The sequence below is a fragment of the Luteimonas sp. A501 genome, from assembly GCF_054052085.1.
Genome location: NZ_JBSVRI010000001.1, coordinates 167,195 through 192,739, shown reverse-complemented (window position 1 = coordinate 192,739; position 25,545 = coordinate 167,195). Strand labels below are relative to the sequence as shown.

At 66.8% G+C, this 25,545-nt stretch carries 23 protein-coding genes; 2 read left to right on the top strand and 21 right to left on the bottom strand.

Translation table 11 applies throughout. The features are described 5' to 3' along the window. Nucleotides 1-22: 22 nt before the first annotated feature. From ACW7G5_RS00865 to ACW7G5_RS00765, 21 genes are all read right to left on the bottom strand, one after another. Nucleotides 23-1,012 (bottom strand): alpha-ketoacid dehydrogenase subunit beta, encoded by a 990-nt coding sequence (locus tag ACW7G5_RS00865; protein ID WP_457001003.1) that lies wholly within the window; start codon nucleotides 1,010-1,012, stop codon nucleotides 23-25. Beyond that, on the bottom strand, nucleotides 1,009-1,983 hold the full coding sequence (locus ACW7G5_RS00860; protein WP_457001001.1) for a thiamine pyrophosphate-dependent dehydrogenase E1 component subunit alpha: 975 nt from the start codon (nucleotides 1,981-1,983) through the stop codon (nucleotides 1,009-1,011). The genes ACW7G5_RS00865 and ACW7G5_RS00860 overlap by 4 nt, the downstream gene beginning before the upstream one ends. A 63-nt stretch (nucleotides 1,984-2,046) precedes the next feature. Then, nucleotides 2,047-2,580: a VOC family protein gene (locus tag ACW7G5_RS00855; RefSeq protein WP_457001000.1), complete on the bottom strand. Its 534-nt coding sequence runs from the start codon at nucleotides 2,578-2,580 to the stop codon at nucleotides 2,047-2,049. 22 nt (nucleotides 2,581-2,602) lie between these two features. Further along, complete coding sequence (locus ACW7G5_RS00850) at nucleotides 2,603-4,210, bottom strand: GMC family oxidoreductase (RefSeq protein WP_457000998.1); 1,608 nt, start codon at nucleotides 4,208-4,210, stop codon at nucleotides 2,603-2,605. 71 nt (nucleotides 4,211-4,281) lie between these two features. Beyond that, complete coding sequence (locus ACW7G5_RS00845; RefSeq protein ID WP_457000996.1) at nucleotides 4,282-6,477, bottom strand: TonB-dependent receptor; 2,196 nt, start codon at nucleotides 6,475-6,477, stop codon at nucleotides 4,282-4,284. Nucleotides 6,478-6,536: 59 nt separating this feature from the next. Further along, the gene (locus ACW7G5_RS00840) at nucleotides 6,537-7,049 is read right to left on the bottom strand and encodes a nuclear transport factor 2 family protein (protein WP_457000994.1); all 513 of its coding nucleotides are present in this window, start codon (nucleotides 7,047-7,049) and stop codon (nucleotides 6,537-6,539) included. A gap of 208 nt (nucleotides 7,050-7,257) precedes the next feature. Further along, on the bottom strand, nucleotides 7,258-8,040 hold the full coding sequence (locus tag ACW7G5_RS00835) for an SDR family NAD(P)-dependent oxidoreductase (RefSeq protein WP_457000993.1): 783 nt from the start codon (nucleotides 8,038-8,040) through the stop codon (nucleotides 7,258-7,260). A gap of 20 nt (nucleotides 8,041-8,060) precedes the next feature. Next, on the bottom strand, nucleotides 8,061-9,755 hold the full coding sequence (locus ACW7G5_RS00830; RefSeq protein ID WP_457000991.1) for an AMP-binding protein: 1,695 nt from the start codon (nucleotides 9,753-9,755) through the stop codon (nucleotides 8,061-8,063). A gap of 137 nt (nucleotides 9,756-9,892) precedes the next feature. After that, on the bottom strand, nucleotides 9,893-11,026 hold the full coding sequence (locus tag ACW7G5_RS00825; protein ID WP_457000990.1) for an AraC family transcriptional regulator: 1,134 nt from the start codon (nucleotides 11,024-11,026) through the stop codon (nucleotides 9,893-9,895). Nucleotides 11,027-11,221: 195 nt separating this feature from the next. After that, nucleotides 11,222-11,674 (bottom strand): hypothetical protein, encoded by a 453-nt coding sequence (locus ACW7G5_RS00820; protein ID WP_457000988.1) that lies wholly within the window; start codon nucleotides 11,672-11,674, stop codon nucleotides 11,222-11,224. A gap of 4 nt (nucleotides 11,675-11,678) precedes the next feature. Then, nucleotides 11,679-12,377 carry a peptidoglycan recognition protein family protein gene (locus ACW7G5_RS00815; protein WP_457000986.1) on the bottom strand — a complete coding sequence of 233 codons (699 nt, stop codon included), beginning with the start codon at nucleotides 12,375-12,377 and terminating at the stop codon, nucleotides 11,679-11,681. Beyond that, nucleotides 12,374-12,895 carry a PAAR domain-containing protein gene (locus tag ACW7G5_RS00810; RefSeq protein WP_457000985.1) on the bottom strand — a complete coding sequence of 174 codons (522 nt, stop codon included), beginning with the start codon at nucleotides 12,893-12,895 and terminating at the stop codon, nucleotides 12,374-12,376. The genes ACW7G5_RS00815 and ACW7G5_RS00810 overlap by 4 nt, the downstream gene beginning before the upstream one ends. Nucleotides 12,896-13,033: 138 nt before the next feature. Continuing rightward, on the bottom strand, nucleotides 13,034-15,121 hold the full coding sequence (locus tag ACW7G5_RS00805; protein ID WP_457000983.1) for a nitric oxide reductase activation protein NorD: 2,088 nt from the start codon (nucleotides 15,119-15,121) through the stop codon (nucleotides 13,034-13,036). Nucleotides 15,122-15,133: 12 nt separating this feature from the next. Continuing rightward, complete coding sequence (locus ACW7G5_RS00800) at nucleotides 15,134-15,922, bottom strand: AAA family ATPase (protein WP_457000981.1); 789 nt, start codon at nucleotides 15,920-15,922, stop codon at nucleotides 15,134-15,136. 15 nt (nucleotides 15,923-15,937) lie between these two features. Beyond that, entirely contained in the window at nucleotides 15,938-17,308 is a 1,371-nt protein-coding gene (locus ACW7G5_RS00795; RefSeq protein WP_457000979.1) for a cbb3-type cytochrome c oxidase subunit I, read from the bottom strand. Between the two features lie 39 nt (nucleotides 17,309-17,347). Continuing rightward, a complete protein-coding gene (locus ACW7G5_RS00790) occupies nucleotides 17,348-18,190 on the bottom strand; it encodes a c-type cytochrome (RefSeq protein ID WP_457000977.1) in 843 nt (280 codons plus the stop codon). Between the two features lie 10 nt (nucleotides 18,191-18,200). Then, nucleotides 18,201-18,326: a hypothetical protein gene (locus tag ACW7G5_RS00785; RefSeq protein WP_457000976.1), complete on the bottom strand. Its 126-nt coding sequence runs from the start codon at nucleotides 18,324-18,326 to the stop codon at nucleotides 18,201-18,203. A gap of 167 nt (nucleotides 18,327-18,493) precedes the next feature. Continuing rightward, entirely contained in the window at nucleotides 18,494-18,841 is a 348-nt protein-coding gene (locus ACW7G5_RS00780) for a BolA family protein (protein ID WP_457000974.1), read from the bottom strand. A 45-nt stretch (nucleotides 18,842-18,886) separates the two neighbouring features. Next, complete coding sequence (locus ACW7G5_RS00775; RefSeq protein ID WP_457000972.1) at nucleotides 18,887-20,116, bottom strand: acetate/propionate family kinase; 1,230 nt, start codon at nucleotides 20,114-20,116, stop codon at nucleotides 18,887-18,889. Beyond that, entirely contained in the window at nucleotides 20,113-21,081 is a 969-nt protein-coding gene (locus tag ACW7G5_RS00770; protein ID WP_457000970.1) for a bifunctional enoyl-CoA hydratase/phosphate acetyltransferase, read from the bottom strand. The genes ACW7G5_RS00775 and ACW7G5_RS00770 overlap by 4 nt, the downstream gene beginning before the upstream one ends. A gap of 52 nt (nucleotides 21,082-21,133) precedes the next feature. Further along, complete coding sequence (locus ACW7G5_RS00765) at nucleotides 21,134-21,577, bottom strand: helix-turn-helix domain-containing protein (RefSeq protein WP_457000968.1); 444 nt, start codon at nucleotides 21,575-21,577, stop codon at nucleotides 21,134-21,136. Between the two features lie 202 nt (nucleotides 21,578-21,779). Here ACW7G5_RS00765 and ACW7G5_RS00760 point away from each other — a divergent pair, with 202 nt between their 5' ends. Further along, nucleotides 21,780-22,505, top strand: coding sequence for a glycosyltransferase (locus ACW7G5_RS00760; RefSeq protein WP_457000966.1), 726 nt, complete (start codon nucleotides 21,780-21,782; stop codon nucleotides 22,503-22,505). A gap of 82 nt (nucleotides 22,506-22,587) precedes the next feature. Further along, nucleotides 22,588-25,203 carry a Fe/S-dependent 2-methylisocitrate dehydratase AcnD gene (gene acnD, locus ACW7G5_RS00755; protein ID WP_457000965.1) on the top strand — a complete coding sequence of 872 codons (2,616 nt, stop codon included), beginning with the start codon at nucleotides 22,588-22,590 and terminating at the stop codon, nucleotides 25,201-25,203. Nucleotides 25,204-25,545 lie beyond the last annotated feature (342 nt).

The following is a 25,545-nucleotide window of genomic DNA, read 5'->3' as shown; positions in this document are numbered from 1 at the left end:
CAGAGGGGTTGCCGCGCAGCCGTCAGGCGGGCCGGGCGACTCGGCGTACGGCGTCGGAGATCTCCGACACGATGGGGGCAAAATGGGTCTCGAGCGGCTTGGAGAACGGCACGGGCGAAAACTTCGCACCCACGCGCCCAACCGGTGCACGCAAATGATCGAATAGGCTCTCGTGCAGGACCGACGAAATCTCGGCGCCCGGTCCAAAGTTGCGCACGGCCTCGTGCACTACCACCGCGCCTCCGGTCTTGCGCACCGAGGCGATCACCGCGTCCCGATCCCATGGCGACACGCTGCGCAGATCGATGACCTCTACCGACACGCCCTCAGACTCAAGCGCCGTCGCCGTCGCCATCGCGTCGAACACCTGGCGTCCGTAGGTTATGATCGTCGCGTCCTGGCCCTCGCGGACGATGCGCGCCTGCCCGATCAGCACCCGGCTGCCGGGCTCGGGTGCATCCCCTGGCGTCCACAGGATCGGCATAGTCTCGACGAACACGCACGGATCGGGATCGTCAATGCACGCCCGCAGCAGACCGTAGGCATCGGCGGGATTCGAAGGCACCACCACCTTGATGCCCGCTGTGTGCGCGAACCAGCCTTCCAGGAAGTCGCTGTGCTGGCCGCCGTTGCCCATTCCCGAACCGGTCATAGTGCGGATGGTCAGCGGCACGCTGGTCTGCCCGCCCGACATGAAGCGCAGCTTTGCTGCATGGTTGACGATCATGTCCATCGCCACCATGGTGAAGTTCATGAGCATGATTTCGGCGACTGGGCGGTAGCCAAGGATCGCCGCGCCCACCGCGGCGCCGATGATTGCCTGCTCCGCGATCGGCGTGGAACGCACCCGATGCGCGCCGAACTTGTTCGATAGGCCGGATGTGATCTTGATCACGCCGCCACCCTCGGTATCGGCGACGTCCTCCCCCAGCACCAGCACGCGCGCCTCGTCCTCCATCGCATCGTGAAGAGCGAGGTTGATGGCTTGGATCATCGTCATCTTGCGGCTCACGCGACGACCTCCTGTGCATACACGTCGCGACCCACTTCCGCGATGTCCGGATACGGACTCTCCATCGCGAACCTCAAGGCTTCGTTGACCTCGGCCGCATGCGCCGCCTCGATCTGGTCGAGCACCGACACATCGGCATGGCCACGCTCGACCAGCCACTGCCGGTAGACCGGATAGGGGTCCTCGCGCAGCGCCTGATCGCGCTCTCCCGGCCGCATCACCGAATCGTCGTCGCCAAACACATGGCCGAACAGGCGGAACGTCATGGCCTCAATCAGTGTCGGTCCATCACCACGACGAGCACGCCCCACCGCCGTCCTCGCTGCTTCGTACACTGCCACGGGGTCGTTCCCATTCAAGGTTACCCCCGGCATCGAGTACGCCTGGGCGCGCTGCGCGACCTGCGCGACCGCCGTCCCCTTTTCGTAGCGCGTATGCTCGGCAAAGCGGTTGTTCTGGCAAACGAACACGACCGGCAGCTTCCATAGCGACGCCAGGTTCAGCGCTTCGTGGAACGCACCAATATTGCTGGCGCCGTCCCCGAAGTAGGCGACCGTCACCTGGTCGGTGCCGGACAACTGCGACGCCCACGCCAGGCCATTTGCGATCGGCAGCGACGAACCGACGATGCCGGTGGTCACCATGACGCCCGAGGCAGGATGGGTGATGTGCATGGGCCCACCCTTGCCCTTACAGGTGCCGGTGACCTTCCCCGCGTACTCCGCCCACAACAGCTTGACCGGAACGCCCTTGCACAAGGCGTCGTGCATGCCGCGGTAAATGGTGCACACGTAGTCGTCGTCCCGCAGATTCGCCGAGACCGCTGCCGGGATGCACTCCTGACCGCGCGCCGAATAATAGGGAAGCGCGAGGCGCCCTGACTTGATCGACGCGCGCATGCGCTCGTCGCTCTGCTTGGCCAGCGACATTCGCCGGAAGATGTCGATCAGTACGCCGGACTCGATGTTCATGTCTTCATTCCATCCGCCTTGCAGCGGCAATGTGGTTCTTCTTGTTCGTGGACCAGGCGTTGATCAGGAAGCGACGAGCTGCTTTCCATCCCAGTCCTGCGCCGCCTGCTCCATGAACTTGCGGCCCTCATCGAGCGGTGGAAGGATGGCCTCGGCGATCTCGAATTCCAGGCCACCGGGTTCCTTGCTGGCGAAGTAGGCGAAACGGGCGTCGTTCACCCGTGCGCCGCCCTCGTGCACGATCTCGAACCCCTGGGCCAGCAGCTCGGCACGCTTGGTGTCATAGCTGGCATGGTCGGAGAACCAGGCCGCGACGTGCTGCGCACCTTCGCGGCCGGCCTCAAGAAAGTCCCGGTAGCCGCTGGGAACGTCATTGTGCTGCTGGATGATCTCGATCTGCAGCGGCCCGGAATGGGCGAAGCACATGGTGATCTCGGGCGCGGGAGATGGCTTGCCACGGTAGACGAAGTCGTCCACTACGAAATTGCGCATGACGAACCAAGGGCCGACGCCGAGCCGTCCCCATTCCTTCATGGCGGCCTCAGCATCGCGCACGATCATTCCCAGCTGGCGGATACCGCCGAAATAGATGCTCATCAGGTTTCTCCAGTCTCTGCTGTCAGTGTGCGTCTTCGAGGATCATCTCGGCCGCGCGCCACGCGACCGCCATGACCGGACCATTCGTGTTTCCAGAGACCTGCGTCGGCATGATTGAGCAGTCGACGACACGCAGTCCCTCCACGCCACGAACGCGCAGGCGGGCATCGACCACCGAGTCTTTGTCCGCGCCCATGCGGCAGGTGCCGACGGTGTGCAGGCAGGTACCGTCCTGATGGCAGGCGGCTATGATCTCTTCGTCCGTCTGCACTGCCGGTCCTGGATGGAGCTCCTCGACGATGTGATCCTTGAGCGCGGTCTGCGCCAGCAGCCGGCGCGCATAGCGGAACAGGTTCACGATCACCTTGCGGTCGTGCTCGGTGGTGAGGAAGTTCGCCTGGATCGATGGCGGGTCGCGAGGATCGGCAGACTTGATCTCGATCACGCCCTGGCTGTCTGATCGCAACGGATAGCCCATGAAGCCAAGGCCCGGTTCGGTATCGGGTTCGTAGGTGGGAATGCCCAGCTTCGGAGAAATCGCCCAGAAGGTCAGCTGGGCATCGGGCCGATCGAGTTCCTCGCTGCTGCGGACGAACGCGTTGATGTCGTAGGTGGAAGTCATCGGACCGGAACTGGTCAGGAAGTAGCGCAGGCCATTCCAGTACTTGCGCAGCCCCCTGAACTCACGATTGAGGCTGTGCGCCCTCACCCGAGAGATGATCGTGATCATCTTGTGCTCCCGGGCGTTGCGGCCCACGTTGTCGCGGTCAGCCACGACCGGGATACCGAAGCGCTCGAGCAGGCTTCGCGGGCCCACGCCGGAATGTTGCAGGATCACCGGCGACTGCAGGGCACCGGCCGACAGAATCACCTCGCGCCGCGCGCGGTAGGTCATCTCGGCCCCATCCTTCGCACACGCGATGCCCACCGCGCGCGTGCCCTCGAACAGGATCCGGTTCACGAAGGTACCGCTCCGCACTGTGACGTTCGCGCGTCGGCGCGCGGGGCGCAGGAAGGCGGTGGATGCACTGACCCGGCGACCGTTCTTGAGCGTGCGGGTGCTGTATCCAATGCCCTCCTGCTCCTCCCGGTTGAGGTCCTGGCGCGCATCCAGGCCCGAGGCCTGCCCGGCCCGGATGATGGCCTCGGTCAGTGGCGAACGCTCCTTCTGCACCGAGATATCGAGCGGTCCGCCAACGCCACGCAGGCCGTCGTCGCCCAACTCATGGTTCTCGAGGGTGCGGAACACGCGCCGCATCTGCGACCAGCCCCAACCCGCGCAGCCGTCCGACTCCCAGCCGTCATAGTCTTGCGGCTGGCCGCGGAAGTAGAGCATGCCATTGATCGAACTCGAGCCGCCGATCATCTTGCCGCGCACCCAGAAATGCTGCTTGCCGGTGGCGGGGTCAGGCTCGATCGCGTAGCCCCAGATGCGCTCGGGATTGAGGAAGGTCTTGAACAGCCCCATCGGCATCGGGATGAACATATCGTCATCCTCGGGTCCGGCTTCGACCAGCAGTACCGAATGCTCGCCGCTCTGGCTCAGGCGCTCGGCCAGTACGCAGCCGGCCGATCCCGCTCCGATGATGACGTAGTCGTACTCCGCCTGGGCAGGCGCGTGGTGCGTCATGGCGATATTTCCCTGGAATGTGCCAATACGGGAGCTCTCGCGACTGCGGGAGCTCCTGTTCCCTCGACCGGTCAGAAGCGCCATTCAACCGCGGCGCCGTACATCCGCGGCGCAGCCATGGTCAGCTGATCGCCGAATCCGGTGGCCAGGCGGTTGTTGAAGTAGCGCTCGTCGGTCAGGTTCTCCGCCCACAGCGTCACCGCCCAGCGACCATCCGCGGGACCGTAGGAGGCCGTAGCATTGACGCGGGTCAGCGCCTCCTGCCGGTCCAGCGCGAGCGGGCCACCAGCGGCGGGCAGGAAGTCGTACTCGCTGCTGTGGTTGGCCACCGCACCGAGCCGCAGCTCCATGCCATTCCCGAGTTCGCGCGCATAGTTCAGGCTCAGGTAGCCGGAGAACTCGGGCGCGCTGGGCAACGTGTTGCCGCTCAGGTCGGCCTGCTCGACAACGAAGATTCCATTCACGGGCACATAGATCGAGCCATTGGTGAACGAGTCGAACGTGGCATCGAGATAGGCCAGCCCCGCGCCCACGGTGAGGCGCTCGGTGGCGGCCCACATCAGGTCCAGGTCGGCGCCGTAGATGGTCGAGTCTGCTGCGTTGCGCAGGAAGGTCGCCGACGTGAGTGGATCGTAGAACGTGACCTGGATGTTGTCGTACTGGTAATGGAAGATCGACGTGTTCAACTGCACGCGACGGTCGGCCAGCGTGAACTTTCCACCCACCTCGAATCCGTTTAGGATCTCGGACTCGAGCGGATCCGTCGGAGTGAACACCGTCGAGTTGAACCCGCCGCTCTTGAAGCCCTTGCCGTAGTTGGCGTAGAGATTGACGTTGCCGTTGTTGTAGGCCAGTACGACGCGCGGCGTGAACTCGGAGAACGTCTCTGCGACCCGGAAGCCGGACGTGCCGAAGACAGTCGCGCCGTCCGCGTTGTTGACGACCTCAAGCGAGCGCTTGTCGCTGTTGAAACGTCCGCCGGCTGTGAGCTTCCATTTGTCGTTAAACTGGTAATACAGCTCGCCGAAGACCGCCATCGCCTCCAGCTCGGAATAGGTGTGCTCCGAACCCGGACTCAGGCCACCAAACGAGTCGCCCGTCAGCGTGGCGGGGGCATCCGTACTGTCGCGCTCGTAGAACGCGCCCACCGCGAAGTTCAGCGGACCGGTACGGTTGGACTGGAGCCGGAGTTCCTGCTCGAACGTCTCTGAAGCGTTGCGCGTGTTGTAGTTCAGCAGGTTGGCCGGCGTGAAGTCCTGGTCGAACGAACCCTGGTAGACATATTCGCGATAGGACGTGACGCTATAGAACTCGTAGTTCCCGAAGTCGTGGAACACCCGCAGGATGCCCAAGTCCGCGTCGCTGGTGGCCGGGGTTTCGTTGTTTACGGACACGTCGAAGAAGCCGGTCGGCAGCGCGATGTCGTAGACGCTGCAGGCCGTACACAGCGTCGGCGCACCATGCTTGTGGGCATTGATGGTGTCTTCCCCACGGAAGGATTCGAAGCTTGCAATTACTTCGGTCGCCTCCGACGGACGCCAGGCCAGCTTGGCCCTGACGGTTTTCCTGCTGTGTTGCCCCAGGTCGCTTCCGGTGTGGTGGTTGGTGATGTATCCGTCGTTGCGCTCGTCGATCTGCGCCGCGATGCGCGCGCTCACCGTCGGCGAGAGCGGCACGTTGAGGACGCCCTCAACCTTGACCGTGTCATGGCTGCCGTAGCCGACCTTGACGCGCCCCTCGAGGACATCCGTGGGATCGGCCGTCTTCACCACGATGGCGCCGCCGGTCGCATTGCGTCCATACAGCGTGCCCTGCGGCCCCTTCAGCACCTCGACGCGCTCGAGGTCCACGAGCTGGGTCACCGAGCCAGTCTGCTGCTGGATGTACACGTCGTCGATATATGTCGCGACGGGCGTCTCCAGCCCGTTGGCGGCAAAGGCCATGCCAACGCCCCGAATATACGGCTGTGCGAAGCCGTCGCTGGCCAAATAGACGAGACCCGGCACCTTCATGCTCAGATTCTGCGTATCAGTAATCGCGGCTGCGTCGATCTCGCTAGCGGAGAACGCGGAAATCGACATCGGCACTTGGGTGATTGGCTCGGCTTTGCGCTGGGAGGTGACGACGATCGCGTCCAAAGCCACCGGATCCTTGTCCTTACTGGCTTCATCCTGTTCCTGGGCGACAGCCGGTGCGACGAATGATGCGGCGATCATGGCCGCCATCAGTGGATTCATCCGCAGGCGGCGACGTTGCTGCAACTTCATGTTTACTCTCCGCTGATGTTCTTGTGAGTTGGCCCGCATCGGGGGCGGGCTCTTGCCGGTTACTTACCGAAAGCCTTTGGCAACAGCGTCAGGCGGCTGTAGAACGGGTCGTCGGCGCCCATCCTGCCGAGGTCCGCGCCAGCCGCGAGATCCAGGCCGCCAGCCTGGACCTGGAACTGCTGGACCCAATCGACGCACAGCGCGCGCTGCATGAACTTCCACACGCCATCTCGCCGCTCATAGCGATCGAAGTGCCGGCCCACAACCATGACATTCAGGGGCGCATCGCCCTTCAGGCTCAGGAACGTCGTACCGCGCGCCTGGCTTTCGGCGACGTCGCCGTCGCGCGCGAACATCAGATCGCTGAGAGTGTGCGCCGAACTCGAAACGCCCTCTTGGATCGCCTGGAACCACGACAGCAGTCCTTCGACATCACCGTGGTAGCCGCCGTGGTCGTCGACCGCGCCAGGGTGGTAGAGCCGTCGGATGGTGTCGTAGTCACGGCGGTCCACTGCATATCCGAACGCGATAAGCAGTTGCTCGAGCTGGATCCTGGTCTCAGTATCGATCACGGTTCCTCCCCTTGATCACGAAACGATTCGATCGCGAGGCGCGACATGTCCTCGCGCGACTGGTACTTCCTCTTACGTCAAAGGCTACGTCAGCTTCCGCACGGGAAGCTTGATGCTTGGCGACAGGGTCCAAACCCCGGGCGACGTGGGCCGGGCACGAGCCATGGCCGGGAGCGTCAACAGGGCACTCCCCTGTCGACTGCTGGCGTCAGCTGGGCTCCGGCTCCACCCACACCGAAGTGCGCCCGGATTGGGACAGGTATTTCGTCGAACTCCAGCCGCCGTCGACGACGATGGTCTGGCCATTGATGAAGCTGCCGCCCGGCGAGCAGAGGAACGCGACCGTGGCCGCGACGTCTTCGACTGTGCCCAGCCGCGTATGCGGCGTCATTTCCGTGTTCATGCGCCGGAACGTCGGATCCGCCAGGCGACCTTCAGTCATCGGCGTCACCGTGACGCCAGGCGCCACGGAGTTGGCGCGGATGCCGGATGCGCCGTATTGGCAGGCGATGTGCCGCGTCAGCCCGTCCAGGCCGGCCTTGGCGGCCGAGTAGGCGCCGCCACGCAGGCCGCCGACGACCGAAAACGTGGAGCTGATATTGATGATCGCGCCACCGGGGCGCATGTGTGCCAGCGCATCCCGCGCAAGCCGGAACGGCGCACGCAGCATCAGTCCGATGAAATAGTCGAAGTGCGCATCGTCCGCCTCGTGCAGGGGCTTCGGACTTCCGGCGCCGGCATTGTTGATGACGAAGTCGATGCCGCCCCAGTGCTGCACCGCAAGCTCGACGATGCGCCGCGGCGCATCGTCTTCAGTAACGTCCAGCGCGAGCGTCGCCACGCGTGACGGGTCGCCGATTTCGTCTTCGAGCGCGCGCAGCCGGTCCGGATCGCGGCCGACGCCGATAATCGCCATCCCCGCCCCCGTAAGCTTCAGTGCGCAGCCGCGCCCAATGCCACTGCTTGCGCCCGTGATGATGGCGACCTGCATGTGTGGTGTCTGTGTGTCCGTCATGCCAACTCCGTTCCGGTGTGGGTAGCGCGCTGGGCCAGCGTGCTGCGGATCCCATGCTTCAGAATCTTGCCGGCATCGTTCTTCGGCAGCGCCGCCCAGGCCACGACCTCTTCGGGAAACTTGAATTTCGCCACGCCGCGCTCCGCAAGGAATCCAGCCAGCGATTCGACATCCGGCGCCGCGCTCCCGCTCGCAGGCACGATCACCGCGCAGGCGCGCTCGCCGGTACGCAGGTCAGGAATCCCGACGATGGCGATCTCGGCGATCTGCGGATGTTCGAGCAGCATGTCCTCGATTTCCTTCGGTGCGATGTTCTCGCCGTGGCGGATGATGATGTCCTTGCTGCGGCCGGACACCACCAGGCAGTCGTCGCCCACCCATCGCCCAAGATCACCGGTCCGGTAGAAGCCATCCCTGTCGAACGCGGACGCCTCGTCTTCGGCGTGCAGGTAGCCCGCCATCATCTGCGGCCCCTGCACGCGGATCTCGCCTTCGCCATCGGCGGCCTGTCCAGAAAAGACGATGCGCACGTTCGCAACACCCGGCCGGCCATCCGTCGCGGCCGCACGATCAAGATCATCCCGCGCAGGACAGCCGACCGTGGTCACCGGCACCTCGGTCGATCCGTATACGCGCGTCACCGCGGCGCTGGAGAAATGCGCGGCGGCGCTGCGCACGAGCGACGGCGGCACCGAGGCGCCTCCGCACACGAACAGTTTGAGCGACGGCAGCTGCGATCCTTCCGCCTTCGCCGCTGCAAGGAGCTGCTCCAGGAACGGGGTTGCGCCGCAGATGTGGGTGCAGCCTTCGCGCGCGGCGAGCGCCAGCGCGGCCTGCGGCTCCCAGCGGTCCATCAGCACCGCGCTCGTGCCGAGCATCACCGGCGCTTCGAATGCGTATATCGAGCCGCCAATGTGGCTGATCGGCGATGGCACCAGAAACACATCGCCTGGCGACACGTGCCAGTGGTGCCCGATCTGGCGCATCAGCGCATGCAGCGTGTTGTGGGTGTGCAGGACGCCCTTGGCACGGCCACTCGTGCCCGAGGTGTACATCACCATCCGCACCGCATCCGGATCCAGCCCTGGCAGCACCAGGTCGATACCGGCCCCGAACAGCGCTGCGTACTCCGCATGTGGCCCGGGATCGCCACGCACCACGTGCACCGCGGGTGGCGACTCAAGCTGGGCGACGACGCGTGCGAGCATTGCCGCATAGTCGTGGCGACGGAACTCCGACGGAATCAGCACCATGCGCGAGCCGATGTCGCGCAGCTGGAACAGCAGTTCGTGGTCGCGCATCGATGGAAGCACCGGATGCGCGACCATTCCCGCCAGGGTGATCGCGTGGTACAGCACCGCAGCTTCGTTCCAGTTGGGCAGCATGAACGACACCACGCTGCCGGCCGGCATCCGCGCCATCAGGCCCCGCGCGAGGGATACCGCCTGTGCATGCAGCGTACGTGCGTCGAGCCGCACCTCGCCATCGACCACAAGCACACGGCCGGGCGTGTCCACGGCGGCCCGGCGCAGGTCGTCGGCCAGGGTGCCGTCGATCCACCAGCCATCGCGATAGGCATCGGCGGCCCGCCGGGCGTCCCAGCGCAGCGAAAAGCCGCCCTTCCGGATTCGCCCCACGCTTTGCTCAACCACCATTCGACTACCTTCGTCGGCACCACGCGCCACGCTCATGCCGACATCATCGACAACATCGCTCCGTCCAGCATTGATGATTGGCGACAGGTGGCGGACCGGGTACGACGGTACGCACGCCCGTCACGCGCACGGGGCATGCCGCCCTCGCGGGCGACAGGTACTCGAAATGCGCGTCAGCCCTGCTGGCTGTTTGCCGAACAGACCACGCCGCCAGCGGGCCCTTGCTGCATCCTCAGATCGCGCGGGCTCACCGAAAACCAGCGCAGGCAGCTGCGCGAGAGCACCGAGGTCTCGGCATAGCCCAGCCTTTCCGCCACCTTCTTGAGAGGCATGTCGCCATGCTGGATGTAGCGGAGCGCGAGTTCGCGACGGATCTCGTCCTTGATGTCCTCGAACGAGGTGCCTTCGGCGCGCAACCGGCGCTGCAGCGTGCGCGGATGCAGGCAGAACTCGGCTGCAATGCGGTCGTTGGTGCAATCCCTGCTGCCGATGTACTGCTCGATCAGGCTGCGCACGCGCGACTGGATCGACGCCTCCACGTGCGGAAAGCGGTTCTCGATGAAAGTGGTCGCCATCTCGTACACGCGCGAGTCCGGATCCACCACCGCGCACATCAGGTCGTCCTCGGTGAGGATCAGGCCGTCGGCCTGTTCGCCAAACGCGACCTCGCAGTTGAAGTACTGGCGATAGGCGCGAAGCGGCGCCTGCGGCTCGTGCGTGAACAGCACTTTCCGCACGCGGGCGTTGCCACCGGTCAGCTCGCGGATGTTGAGGCTGGCCAGCATCAGGGCATGCTCGACCGCCTGGCGCCTGTCTGGCGTACGCTCGAGCAGGATTTCCAGGCGCACCAGCAGCTTGTGGTTGGGACGGTCGGGCACGAAGCGGATCCGCGTGGCCACGCTGTAGGCGTGGATGCTCTTCGCGCAGTAGCCGATCGCCTGCCCCAGGGTGGTGGAATTCCTCATCACCACGCCGATCGGGCCGATGGCCTTGTTCCCTCCCTGCATGCAGGCAAACTTCAGCCCGAACTCGGGACATTCGAGGTCGCTGGCCGCCTGCTGCATCACGTTCAGGAACGCCCGGTATTCGATGAACGCACCGGGCTTGTCGAGCAACGCCGGATCAATCGAAGCGCGTCGCAGGATGGCGTCCGGATCACCGCCAAGCTCACGCGCCAGCTGCGGGAAACCCTGCAGGCTGTCGACGCCTACGGTTTCGGGGGTGGATCGCGACCGGGCATCCTCGTGCCCATGATCAAATTTCGAGGGAGCGTCTACGGCGACGTCTTCCACGGCATTCAGCGCCATTGCACTCTTCTCCGCTGCCCTGCCTTGTACCGCTTCTGCACCATCGGACGGCGAGGTCTGAATTGAAGCCGACAAATTCCGTGTCGGCTGATGACGGCACAGCAGTGCCTGATTCATCCTAGGGTGTCGCCAATTGTCCGGTCAATGCTGCGCAGCAGCATCGGTTCTCGCACCGCAGGGCCGCCTTCGCGCCGGCTATTCCGGGTCCATGAGATCCGTGTGCAGCAGCACCAGCGGCGCGCAGGCCTCCGCGCTGCAGCCGAAATGCCGGGTCTGTCCGCCATGCGACCAGGTGGCCGTTCCGCCGCCACCAATCACGAAGTCCCAGGTTGCGCCTTCGCTGCGGAGCTTCCCCGAGATCGAGCACGGCAGTTGGTAGAACTCAGAGTACGGCGATTGCCCGTACTGCCGGCTCAGCTGGAAGAACTCCACCACCTGCCGGCCGGACAGCTGCCACTCGCCACACGCGGCTTCCAGCGGATCGCCGGCCGCGCCCGTGTACTCGGCATCGGCGACCTCGATCACCTCCGGCGATTGCGATGGCCTTGTTGACTCGTTCTCCGGCAGCGCGTGTCCGCAGGACGCGCCAGCCAGCGCCAGGGCCGCCACGACCCAACTGAGGGCGTGGACGCGCGGCGCATTGGCCACGTCATCATTCATCGACGTACAGCCCCGCGCCCTCGCCTGCCGTCTTGTACGAAATGAGGTCGTGTTCATAGATGTCCGCACTGGTGAGCCCGTACTCCTCCATCAGGATCCCGACGATCGTGGCGATCGACGCCTTCTGCTCGTCCGTCGGCGGCTCCCACTCCGGCGTGCCGGTGTCTTTCGGGCCGCAGTTCTTGACGCAGCGTGACACCGTCTCGATACCGACACTGTCGGTATTCATCGGAAAGCGCACCGGGTATGCCTTGACCTTTTCGTGGTTGTGCACTTTGGTCGGGTTCCACTTCCAACTGGTGATCTCCCTGGTTTCGTCCACCGGGCAGGTACCGTTGGCCATGCACCGGGACTTGATCTTGCCCACGTGGTAGGTGTGCTTGAGCAGGCTCGCGGCCTGGTAGACCGTGCCGTCCTTGTCGACATAGAAGTGGGTACCGATGCCCGTCCCCGCGGAGTTGAGCGCGCTTTGCACGCTGGCGCCATCGGTCCGGTGCAGCACGATGGCTTTCGGGCCGTCCATCTTCCCCTTCTCCAGCGCGGCGATGGGCTTGATCGTGAAACCGGCGTTCTGCACGTAGCCGTTCTCACCGATGTAGACCTCGACCTCCACTTCCTTGCGCTGCGTGTTGTCGACCTGCGACGTGGTCGATTGTCCGACCTCGTGGAATTTCTTCATCGTCGTGCTCACGGCCCTTCTTCCTCCAGCTCGACCCGCAGCGCCTCGGCGACCTCGGATGTGAGCACGGCAGTCCTGCCTTCGGCGTCGGTCGTGCCCTCCTCCATGCGGCCACTGGCGCAGATGATCCTGTAGCGCCGGTTGGCCAAGGCCTTGCCCGTCGCTGCCGACCTGAGCACGAACGCTTCGTCGTAGGCCAGCATCGCGGCCACGGTCGACGCGACCGCCGCCGCCACCCCGCCTGCACCACTCCCGGCTGCCGGGCCTTGATCGATGAAGGCCCGCACTTGGCTGCCTGCGATCAGGGTGGCGCCGCAGGTGGTGGAATCGCCATGCCGCGCCAAGGGCTGACCGTCGACGAGAATGGTCGCATCACCACTGACGATCGTCGTGGGTCCGCACTTCGGACAGGCAACTGCGTCACTCATGCGGGCGACGGGCTTGCCTTCGATATCGGTGGAAGGCGAACCGCTGACCACCCTGCCGCCATGAGTGGTCGCGTCGCCAACGACGATCCATATCCGAGCCATCGTCCAATGCCTTGGAACCTGAAGCCTGTTTGATAACCGATCCCGGGGCGGCGCTCAACGTGAACGCTTCCAAACGGTGCAGCCTGTCCCACACGTCGGCCAACGCGGCCTGCAAGACGCCATGCTTGTCCCAGGCCGCTACCGCGCCAACAACCTCCGCGTCCAGTCCAGCAACACCAGCGGCAGCCGCTCAGGCGCCGACAGCACCGCGTAGCCTTCCGGTCCGAACACCTTCGGCAGATAGCCTGGAGCCTGCAGGTCCACCGTGAGGCAGAACGGGAAAATGCCCTGCAGCCGCGCCTCGGTCACCGACTGGCGCATGTCCTCGACGCCGAACAGGCCGTCGTAGCGGTCGGCGTCGTTGGGCTTGCCGTCGGACAGCATGAGCAGCAGGCGATGCTCGGCCGGCTGCCGCATCAGCAGCGCGGTGGCATGCCGGATGGCGGCGCCGGCGCGCGTGTAGTTCTCCGGCTCCAGGCCGGCGATGCGCAGCGCGATGTCCGGCCCGTAGGCCTCGTCGAAGGCCTTCAAGGTGCGCATCGACACCCCGTGCGGGCCTTCGCCGGAGAAGGCCATGGCCGAGAAGGGTTCGCCCAGGCCCTCCAGCGCCATGCAGACCAGCAGCAGGGCCTCGCGCTCGACGTCGATCACGCGCCGACCGCCGCCGATGAAGCCGTCGGTGGAGCCGCTCACGTCGACCAGCAGCGAGACGGCGATGCTGCGCCGGCCCGGCCGGCGCGTCTCGTACAGTCCCTCGCGCAGGAAGCCGCCGGCACGCAGGTCGGCACGGCCTTCGACGCAGGCATCGATGTCGATGTCCTCGCCGTCGCTCTGCCGGCGCATGCGGACGCGCTCGGGACGCAGGGCCTCGAACTGGCGGCGGATGCCGTCGAGGTGCGAGCGGTGGCGGGCCAGGGTGGCGTCAATCCAGGCGGGGTCGCCATCTGGCGGCGGCACCATCCGCACCGTGGTGCCGTGTTCGATGTACGACGCGCTTGCATGATCCCACTCGGGATAGCGGAAGCGGGTGCCGCCGGCGTCGGGATCGTCGAACTCGATCTTCGCGCGGCTGGCGGGCGGGTCGTCCGACAGCAGGACTTCGCGCGGCGGGTCGGGCGCGGCGATCATCCGTGTCGATGACAGTTCCGACAGCATGTCGCCGTACTCGTCAGCGCTGGTTTCGTCGTCGCGGTCGACCGGGCGCTGCAGGCCGAAAGGATCCTCGGCGACCTCGTGCGGCGCGTCCTGCTGGATCATCCACGCGCCGGGCTCGCCGGGCCGGTCCTCGTCCTCGGTGGCTTCGCGCTCCTCGGGCCTTCGCTCCATCCGCGCGCTGCGGACCGGCCCGGCGTCTTGCTCATCATGGTTGAAGGGTTTGCCATCCAACATCCGGGCAACGGTGCCCGCCTCGCGCAGCTCGCCCGTCCACCAGTCGCGGTACAGCGGCATCGGGCCAAGCCGGCGCGCGTCCGCCCTGTCGATGTCCCAGTCGCTGAGCAGCCGTCCGGCTTCCACTAGCGGGTCGTCAGTCCGGCCCGAGTCGGAGTCAGGGTCGAAGCCGGCACCGGAACCGGAACCGGAGTTGGAGCCGGTGTTGGCGTTGCGGTCCGACGCGGTCTCCAGGTCACGCTCCAGGATGCTGCGGACCAGCTGTTCCAGAGGCTGTCTCGCAGCTGCGAAATCGACCAGCGGCGGGCGCGCGGCCAACGCCAGCCTCCGCAGCCGCCGCAGCGCCGGCAGCAGGCCGGGAAAGCTGCGCGCGACTGCGACTTCGGCGGCATGTGCCTCCAGCACCAGCGCGGTATCGCGCAGCAGCGGACTGCGCGTCGCGGCGATCGCCCGCACATGGCCGCGCGTGGCCCGGCACGCCTGCTGCAACGCCATCGCCCGATAGAGCTCCGAGGCCTCGACGTCGTCGCAGATCCCCAGGTGGGCCGGGAGCCAGATCGCATCGCCGCTGGTGGCCGGCAGCGCCTGGCGATGACGCGGATACGCGTGGCGGTGGAACAGCCGATGCAGCACGGTCGGTCGCGCCGGCGGCAGCGCCACGCGCATCGGCAGGCTGGTGCCGCACGCGGCCGACACCAGCAGGTCCAGGCGCCGCACCAGCGATGCGAGCGCTACCGGGGCATCGGGCTCGCGCGCATAGTGCCGGCGCCAGGTGTCGCGGATGAACACCGTCGCATGCCGCGCCACATCGACGACAACGTCCTCGGCCTCGGCCACGTCGGCAGCCGCCTAGGGAAACATCGCGTCGACGAGTTCGCGCATCGCGCCGAGCAGGGTCGGATCGTCGCTGAGCGGTGAAATCACCGCCGCGTTGCACGCCTCGCGCACGCTGATGCCGCTGGCGACCAGGCGCCCGGCGGCAATCAGCAGGCGCGTGCTCGGAACCTCGGCCAGGCCGCGGTCACGGAGCGAGCGCACGCGGCCCGCCAGCTCCACCAGCGCAACAGCGGTGCCGCGGTCCACGCCGCTTTCCGCGACCACGATCGCAGCCTCGACCGGCGGTTCGGGAAACCCCAGCTCGATCGCGACGAAGCGCTGCCGCGTGCTCGGCTTCAGGTCCTTGAGCATGCGCTGATAGCCCGGGTTGTAGGAGATCACCAGCTGGAAGCCCGGCGCCGCCTCCAGCGTTTCGCCGGTGCGGTCGATCGGCAGGATGCGCCGGTAGTCGGTCAGCGGATGCAGGACCACGATCGTGTCCTGGCGCGCCTCCACCACTTCGTCCAGGTAGCAGATCGCGCCTTCGCGAACGGCGCGGGTCAGCGGGCCGTCCTGCCAGACGGTGTCGTCGTGGCGGATCAGGAAGCGACCGATGAGGTCGCTTGCGGTCAGGTCGTCGTGGCAGGAGACCGTGATCAGCGGGCGTCCCAGCCGCCATGCCATGTGCTCGACGAAGCGTGTCTTGCCGCAGCCGGTGGGACCCTTGAGCATCACCGCCAGGCCGCCGGCATGGCACTGCTCGACGATCCCGACTTCGTTGCCCGTGGGCAGGTAGTACGGACCGGCCTCCGCCGGCCTCATGCGCTCATCCACCCATCAAGTTCCCCGGCGCCTTTGCAGCTCGCCGTCGGCGGGATGGTCCGCGATCACGTCGAACTGCGGGCGGTATCTGAAGAAGTCGAAGATGAACATCGCGACGCCGGTGGCGAAGATCGTCGCCGTCAGGATCAGCATCAGGAAGTGCACCTGGATCTTCAGCTGGGCGTCCAGGTAGCCCATGCCCATGATCCGCTCGAGGTAGACCTGGGCGATGCCCGCGGTGCCGAAGGACAGCGTCATGCCGAACATGCCCGTCACCTGCAGCCAGAACGCCCAGTAGCCGAGCGGCGAGTACCTGTCCTGGGGCCGGTTGGTCAGGCTGGGCAGCGCATAGGTGATCATCGCCATGGTGATCATCGCGTAGGCGCCATAGAACGCCGAATGCGCGTGCATCGCGGTGATCAGCGTGCCGTGGGTCCACTTGTTGACGCTGGGCCAGGTGTGCGCCAGGCCGAGCAGGCCGGCGCCGAACAGGGCGAAGATCGCGCTGCCGATGGTCCAGTGCAGGGCCAGCGAGTTGGGGTGCTTCACCCCGCCGCGGCGCATCGCCGCATAGGCGTAGATCGCCATGGCAGCCAGCGCCAGCGGCTCCAGCGCGCTGAAGAAGCCGCCGATCGGCAGCCAGATATGCGGTACGCCCACCCAGTAGTAGTGATGCGCGGTGCCGAGGATGCCGGCGAAGAACACCAGGCCCACGATCACGTAAAGCCACTTCTCCATCACCTCGCGATCAATGCCCGACAGGCGGATCAACAGGTAGGCGAGGAAGCCGGCCATGATCATCATCCACACGCCTTCGACCCACAGGTGGATGGTCCACCAGCGGTAGAAGATCGAGACGGTGTAGTTCTCGTAGTGCAGCAGCGCGGGGATATACAGGATCGCCGACAGCGCAAGCCCACCCAGCAGCACGCCCTCGGTGGTCGTGAACCGCCCGGACCTCTTGATGGTCATGCCGATGTTGTAGAGGAACATCAGCATGCAGATGACGATGACGATCTTGTGCGGCAGCGGCTGCTCGAGCAGCTTGTTGCCGGTGCCGTAGCGGAACAGGTAGCCGATGACCGCGGTGACGCCCATCACCGTCCACAAGCCGAGCTGCCAGTAGGCCAGCTTCGTGCTGTACAGCTCGGTGCGCGACTCGTCGGGGACCATCCAGTAGGTCGCGCCCATGAAGCCCGTGAGCACCCAGACGATCAGCAGGTTGGTGTGGATGGTCTTGGTGACGTCGAACGGCAGGATGTACAGCAGCGGATCCGGCCCGAGGTACTTGGCCGCCGACAGCAGCCCGAACACGATCTGCAGCCCGAACAGCACCATGGCCACGGCGAAGTACCAGTAGGCCACCGATTGCGACTTGTAACGCATGGAAGATCTCCCGGTGGCGGCGCAGGACGCCTGCCAGTCTTATTTCATCGATCCAAGGAAGGCCACGAGCTGGTCGACCTGCTCTTCGGTCAGGCTGTCCGCATACGTGTTGGGCATGAAGGACGTGCCTTCGGCCGAGAACATCGCCCCGGGCACCAGGTGCGCGCTTGGGGTCACGATCGACTCGCGGATGTAGCCCTCGACGTCGGTCGCGCTGCCGCTATAGTCCGGCGATGCGATCGTCTGCGCCGCGCGCTCCGCCATGCCGGCCATCGACGGACCGGCGAGCTGGACACCCGGCTGCAGCGAATGGCAGGCCGTGCAGACCGGCACCGCGGTCCCGAACAGGTTTTCGCCGATCGCACGGGGATCGCTGTCCGCGCGCACGGGCCTGACTTCCCGCGCCTCTGCCGCGCCCTCGGCGGTGCCCTGCGCGGCCACGACGACCGACCCGCCGGACACCAGGATCGGACGCGGCGGCCAGCCCTGGTTGTCGACCTTCGACACCCAGTCCAGGAACTTGACCAGGTTCGCGATCTCGATCTCGCTGAGGTCCTGCGTCGGCATCAGGCGCCGATGGCGCTGCTCGTCATAGAACTGGGACGGATCACGCATGTAGGCCTTGAGGTAGGCCTCGCCACGGTGCTGCGCGATCTTGGTCAGGTCGGGGGCGTAGTAGGCGCCCTCGCCGAACAGGGTGTGGCAGTTGATGCAGTTGTACTTGTGCCAGACATCCTTGCCGTGGGTGATCTCCGGCGTGATGTCGTCGGCGTTCGTGAGCTCGCCGAAACGCATGTGGCTGTAGAAGGTCAGGCCGAGGAACGCAACGGCGGCAAGCCCCGTTGCGACGATGGCGAAGATCCGTGACTGCCGCTTGTTCATGGGTCCCTCCTCAGACGGCGATCGAGGGCCAGTAGGAAATCGCCGTGTATCCGGCGTAGACCACGGCCACCGCCATCAGCAGCAGCACGAAGATTCCGACCCAGCGGACAGGTGACACCAGACTTGTCGCTTTCATTCGACGGCTCCCCGGTCGGGCATGCTCGGGACAGGCGGGCCCGCGCGGGATCCACTGTGGCATTGCCTGCCGGGTCTTGCATTGTGCGGCGCAGCGGGCACGCGCGCATGGCACGCGGCGGCATGCTTGCGAGACAGCTCGGGGCACGGCTTTCCGCGTGGTGCGGCTCAGGCTTCGCGCGGTGGCATGGCGGCGGCGCCCGCGGCCGGCGCGTCGTGCTTGCTGCCGCCCAGGCACCGCGGCGAATCCGGCGCGGCGCCCTGGCCGGCCCACTCCGCGGCGGTGTAGGTATGGAGCGCGAGCGCGTGGATCTCGCCCATCAGCGCGCCCATCGCAGCGTACACGGCCTGGTGGCGGCGCACCGGCGACTTGCCCAGGAATGCTTCGCTGGCGATCACCGCCTTGTAATGCGTTTCCAGCCCGCGGCTGTGCATGTGGCTTTCGTCCAGCACTTCGAGGTGGCTGGGGGACAGCGCCTGCAGGGCGGCCTGGATGCGATCGATCTTCTTGCTCATGGCGGCATTATCGCCGCTATCGAAGCGGCAGGTCCGGCTGGCGCTCTATGCCAGGCATACGAGCGCCTGCCGCGCCGCGATCCACTCTTCGTTGGTGGGCTCCACGCCCACCAGCACGCGGCTTGCCGGCGCGGAAATCGTCGCCGCGTTCGCCTGGTTGGCCGCGTCGTCGAGAGCCAGGCCCAGGAAGCCGAGGTCCGCGCACACGCGTTCGCGGATGAAGGGGTTGTGCTCGCCGACGCCGGCGGTGAACACCAGCAGGTCCAGCCCGCCCAGCACCGCGGCCATCGCGCCGATCTCGCGCACGATCCGGCGCACATAGAGTCCAAGCGCAACGCGCGCGCGCTCGCCCGCCACGCCCGCGTCGCCTTCGTGCTTCACGATCACGCGCGGCTCCGGCGAGATCCCGGACACGCCCAGCAGCCCGGAGCGGTGGTACAGCAGCTGTCCCACCTCCTCCAGGCTGAGCTTCTCGATCTCCATCAGGTACAGCACGGCGCCGGGATCCAGCGCGCCCGTGCGGGTGCCCATCATCAGGCCGTCGAGCGCGGAGAAGCCCATTGTCGTGGCGACGCTCTGCAGGTCCCGCATCGCGCACAGGCTGGCACCGCTGCCGAGGTGCGCGACGATGGTGCGGCCGCGCGCGGCCCGGCCATGGCGCTCCGGCAGCGCGGTGGCCATGTAGGCATACGACAGACCGTGGAAGCCGTAGCGCCGGAGGCCGCGCTCCCAGGCATCCCAGGGCAGCGGCAGGATCTGCTCGACCATCGGGATGGTGTGGTGGAAGCCGGTATCGAAGCAGGCCACCTGCGGCAGCCGCGGGTACTCGCGCAGCAGGATGCCGACCGCCTCCAGCGCGAAGGGCTGGTGCAGCGGCGCCAGCGGAATGAAGCCGCGCAGGTCCTCCAGCACGCCCTGGTCCACGCGCACCGGCTCGAAATACTTGCTGCCACCGTGCACCACCCGGTGCGCGACCGCGCCGACGCGGCGCCCGGCGAGGCGTTCGAGGATGCGGTCGCGGATCAGGGCCAGCGCGCTGCGATAGGGCGCGTCGGCGCCGAGCTCGACCGGGAACGGCGCAACCCCGCTCTCGCCGAAGTCGGGCGCGGGGCCGCCGATGCCCTGCACCTTGCCGTTCCACAGCGCCTTGCGCGGCAGCGGATCGACGCCGCCGTCGTAGACCGCGAACTTGATGCTCGACGAGCCACAGTTGAGCACCACCACCAGGTCGGCGCCGGAGGACTCCACCGCCGGCGCCGGGGGATGCCCGCTCACGGAGGGCTCTGTCGATTGTGGTGCGCCAGCATCAGCGCGATCGCGCACGAGGCCATGCGCGATTCACGCGGGTCGGCGCGGCTGGTCAGCACCACCGGCACTTTCGCGCCCAGCACGATGCCGGCACTCGCGGCCTGGCCCATGAAGATCAGCTGCTTGGCCAGCATGTTGCCGCTCTCGAGGTCCGGGACCACCAGGATGTCGGCCTGTCCCGCCACCGGCGAGGCGATGCCCTTGGTCTTCGCCGCCTCCATCGACACCGCGTTGTCGAAGGCCAGCGGGCCGTCGAGCACGCCGCCGGTGATCTGGCCACGGTCGGCCATCTTGCACAGCGCCGCGGCGTCGAGCGTGGCCTGCATCGACGGGTTGACCGTCTCGACCGCGGCCAGGATCGCCACCTTCGCCGTGGCGATGCCGAGCACGCGCGCCAGGTCGATTGCGTTCTGGACGATGTCCGCCTTCTGCAGCAGGTCGGGCGCGAGGTTGACCGCGGCGTCGGTGACGAGGAACGGCCGCGGATAGTGCGGCGTCTGGATCACGAAGCAGTGGCTGACGCGGCGCTTGGTGCGCAGGCCCGACGCCGAGGCCACCACCGCCGACATCAGCTCGTCGCTGTGCAGGCTGCCCTTGATGATGATCTCGACCTCGCCCTCGCGGGCCAGCTCGGCCGCGCGCATGGCCGCGGCGTGGCTGTGCGGCACGTCCTCGACCGGGATGCCGGAAATGTCGAGCCCGGCCGCCGCCGCCGCCACGTCCAGCCGCGCGCGCGGTGCCACCAGCACCGGTTCCACCAGGCCCGCATCACGCACGTCCAGGGCCGCGGCCAGGCTCAAGGCATCACAGGGATGCACGATCGCGGCGCGCACGGGCGCCAGGTTGGCGACGTGGTGAAGCAGGCGCGCCAGGCCATCGTTGCCGTTGGCGTCCTTGCGATGGGCCGGCTGCGCCGGATGGTCTGCGGTCATCGGTGTCCTTTGGCTTGCGTGGAGCGTGGGCGCGTCGGCTCCGGGCTGCGGCTTACTCGCCGGCTTCGGCTTCGAGCCGCTTCGCCGCTTCGCGCTTGCCCATGCCGCGCAGCGCCGCGAGCGACTGCACCTGTGCCTGGCGGGGGACGGTCTTGCCGGCTTCCCAGTTGTAGATCGACTGCCCGCTCACGCCGGCAAGCTGGCCGTATTCGGCCGCGGACAGGCCGAGTTTTTCGCGGTGCGACTTCAGGCCCTTGGCCTGGAAACGGACGCGGGGGGCATCGCCGTCGGTCGTGGCCGCCGCGGCCTTTTCCGCGCGCGACGGGCGCGCCCCGGATTTCACCTGCCGCGCCAGCGCCGCCACTTCGCGCTTGAGCGCCGCGATATCGCGCCGGTAACCGGCATTGGCCTTGCGCAGGGGCTCGAGCTGGGTTTTCGCTTCCTTGCGGGCAAGGCGCACGATTTCGGCTTTCAGGACGGTTGCGAGATTGGCCACCAGGCATTACTCCATATTTCAATAGGGGGAATAGTCGGGAAGTCTAGTTTTGAATGCCTCCCGCGTCTAATACTGGACTTTCCGGAATTATCAGCGCGGTTTCAACGGGATTATCCGGGTCCGTCACGCTGCCGCATGCACGGACCCGTGCAGACTGCCGGCCGACCCGCGACGCCCGCATGAACCAGCCAAGGGAGCAGGTGTGCTTTCCATCATTATTCCCGCGCACGACGAGGCGCCCGTCATCGCCGCCACCCTCGACGCCGTGGCCGGCGCCACCGCCGGGCATGGCGATGGCGTGGAGGTGATCGTGGTCGATGACGCGTCCACCGATACGACGGCCGCGATCGCACGCGCGCACGGCGCCCGCGTGGTGCAGGTCGACGTGCGCCATATCGCCGGCGCGCGCAACGCCGGCGCCGCCGCCGCGCGCGGTGGGCGCCTGCTGTTCGTCGACGCGGACACGCTGGTCAACCGCCAGGCGGTGGATGCCGCGATGCAGGCGCTCGATGGCGGCGCGGCGGGTGGCGGCACCGCCGTGCGCTTCATGCGCCCGCTGCCGCTCCACATCCGTCTGTTCGAATCGGCCTCGATCGTGCTGTTCCGCCTGTTCCGCATCACCCCGGGCTGCTTCATCTTCTGCACCCGCGAGGCCTTCGACGCCGCCGGCGGCTTCGACGAAGGGCTGTACGTCGCCGAGGACGTGGCCTTCGGCCGCGCGCTGGCCAGGCAGGGCCGGCTGGTGATCCTGCGCACGCCGGTCCTCACTTCGGCGCGCAAGGTGCACACCTATTCGCTGGCCGAAAAGCTCGGGTTCACGCTGCGATTCCTCTTGTCGCCCAGGCGAATCGCCCGCACCCGGGATGCCCTGCCCCTCTGGTACGGGCCGCGTCGGCATGAAAGGGACGCGACGCCTCCGCCTGAATGACCCGGGGCGGACGGGCATCGGCCCCGGGCCCGGGCGCCGCGCGGCGATACAATGGCGCTTTCCGCCAGCGCCCGCATTTCCCATGACCGACCGCAAGCATCGCAAGCCCCTCCCCGGAACCTCGCTCGACTGGTTCGACGCCCGTGAAGCCGTGGAGGCGCTGCAGCCCGGTGCCTGGGACGCCCTGCCCTATACCGCGCGCGTCCACGCCGAAAACATCGTCCGCCGCGCCGACCCCGCGCGCATTGACGATTATCTCGTCCAGCTGGTCGAACGCCGCCGCGACCTGGATTTCCCGTGGTTCCCGGCCCGCGTGGTCTGCCACGACATCCTCGGCCAGACCGCGCTGGTCGACCTTGCCGGCCTGCGCGACGCCATTGCCGATGCCGGCGGCGACCCGGCGCAGGTGAATCCGGTGGTGCCTGTGCAGCTGATCGTCGACCACTCACTGGCGGTGGAATGCGGCGGTTTCGATCCCGACGCCTTCACCCGCAACCGTGAAATCGAGGACCGGCGCAACGCCGACCGCTTCCATTTCATCGACTGGACCAAAAAGGCTTTTCGCAACGTCGACGTGATTCCCCCGGGCAACGGGATCATGCACCAGATCAATCTGGAGAAAATGTCGCCGGTGGTTTACGTCGACGACGGCGTCGCATTTCCGGATACCTGCGTGGGCACCGACAGCCATACCCCGCACGTCGATGCGCTGGGCGTGATCGCGATCGGCGTCGGCGGACTGGAGGCCGAGAGCGTGATGCTCGGCCGCGCCTCGTGGATGCGCACACCCGAGATGATCGGCGTGGAGCTGTCCGGCAGGCCGCAGCCCGGGATCACCGCCACCGACGTGGTGCTGGCGTTGACCGAATTCCTGCGCCAGCAGAAGGTCGTGGGCGCCTACCTGGAGTTCCGCGGCGAAGGCGCCGCGGCGCTGACCATCGGCGACCGCGCCACCATTTCCAACATGGCGCCGGAATATGGCGCGACCGCGGCGATGTTCTTCATCGATGACAACACCCTCGACTACCTGCGCCTCACCGGCCGCGAAGACGAGCAGGTGGCCCTGGTGGAGACGTACGCGAAGGCCGCCGGCCTGTGGGCTTCGGATCTCGCCAACGCGCAGTATCCGCGGACGCTGCACTTCGACCTGTCCAGCGTGGTCCGCAACATGGCCGGCCCGTCCAACCCACACCGCCGCCTGGCGACCAGCGACCTGGCCGAGCGCGGCATCGCCGGCGACCTGGCCGGCGCGCGCGCGCAGGAGGCCGAGGGCCTGCTGCCCGACGGCGCGGTGATCATCGCCGCCATCACCAGCTGCACCAATACGTCGAACCCGCGCAACGTGATCGCCGCCGCGCTGCTGGCGCGCAACGCCAACGCGCGCGGATTGACCCGCAAGCCATGGGTGAAGACCTCGCTGGCCCCCGGCTCGCGCGCGGTGCAGCTGTACCTGGAGGAAGCGAAGCTGCTGCCCGAGCTTGAACAGCTCGGCTTCGGCATCGTCGGCTTCGCCTGCACCACCTGCAACGGCATGTCCGGCGCGCTGGATCCGGTGATCCAGCAGGAAGTGATCGATCGCGACCTGTACGCGGTGGCCGTGCTGTCGGGCAACCGCAACTTCGACGGCCGCATCCACCCGTACGCGAAGCAGGCCTTCCTGGCCTCGCCGCCGCTGGTGATCGCCTATGCCATTGCCGGCACCGTGCGCTTCGATATCGAGAAGGACGTGCTCGGCATCGACGCCGACGGCCATCCGGTCACGCTCAAGGACATCTGGCCCAGCGACGAAGAGATCGACGCGGTGGTCAAGGCCAGCGTCAAGCCGGAGCAGTTCCGCCGCGTGTACGAGCCGATGTTCCGCATCGCCGTGGACGACGGCACGCGCGTGGAGCCGCTGTACGACTGGCGCCCGATGTCGACCTATATCCGCCGCCCGCCCTACTGGGAGGGCGCTCTGGCCGGCGAACGCAGCATGAAGGGCATGCGCCCGCTGGCGGTGCTCGGTGACAACATCACCACCGACCACCTCTCGCCGTCCAACGCGATCATGGCTTCGAGCGCCGCCGGCGAGTATCTGTCGAAAATGGGCCTGCCCGAAGAGGACTTCAATTCCTACGCCACCCACCGCGGCGACCACCTGACCGCGCAGCGCGCGACCTTCGCCAATCCGAAGCTGCTCAACGAGATGGTGCGCAACGACGACGGCAGCGTGCGCCAGGGTTCGCTGGCGCGCATCGAGCCCGAGGGCAAGGTCACGCGCATGTGGGAAGCGATCGAAACCTACATGGAACGCCGCCAGCCGCTGATCATCATCGCCGGCGCCGACTACGGCCAGGGTTCCAGCCGCGACTGGGCCGCCAAGGGCGTGCGCCTGGCCGGCGTGGAAGTAATCGCGGCCGAAGGCTTCGAGCGCATCCACCGCACCAACCTGATCGGCATGGGCGTGCTGCCGCTGGAGTTCGAGGCCGGCACCACCCGCGAGACCCTGGGCATCGACGGCACCGAGACCTTCGACGTCACCGGCATACGCGCGCCTGGCGCCACGCTGACGCTGGTGATCAATCGCACGGACGGAAGCAGCACCGGCATCCCGGTGACCTGCCGCCTGGATTCGGACGAAGAAGTGCTGATCTACGAAGCCGGCGGCGTGCTGCAGCGATTTGCGCAGGATTTCCTGGCGTCCACTGCGGACGCGTAGGGCGGCTGGGATGCATCGCGGCAGGGCCGCTATCGGCGCAACATGCCCGAGGCACGATCACTACAGGGTGACCCAGCGAGACGAAAACAGGCTGGCACCCCCGACGCCATTCCGGTGGACTACTGCTATCAGGGCCGGCAGGAGTCGCTGGAGCTGCTGGCGAAGCTGGTGGAACCGGAGATCCCGGACGGCGCTTGATGTCCAAGGGGCGGACGCGAGCTCCGACTTACGCCGCCTGCCCGTACTCGAACGCGCGTCCGGCTCCGCCGGTGCGCATCACTTCCCATCCAAGCATCGCCAATTCGACCGTACGCGGAATCGGCTTGGCTCCGCTGCGGTAAT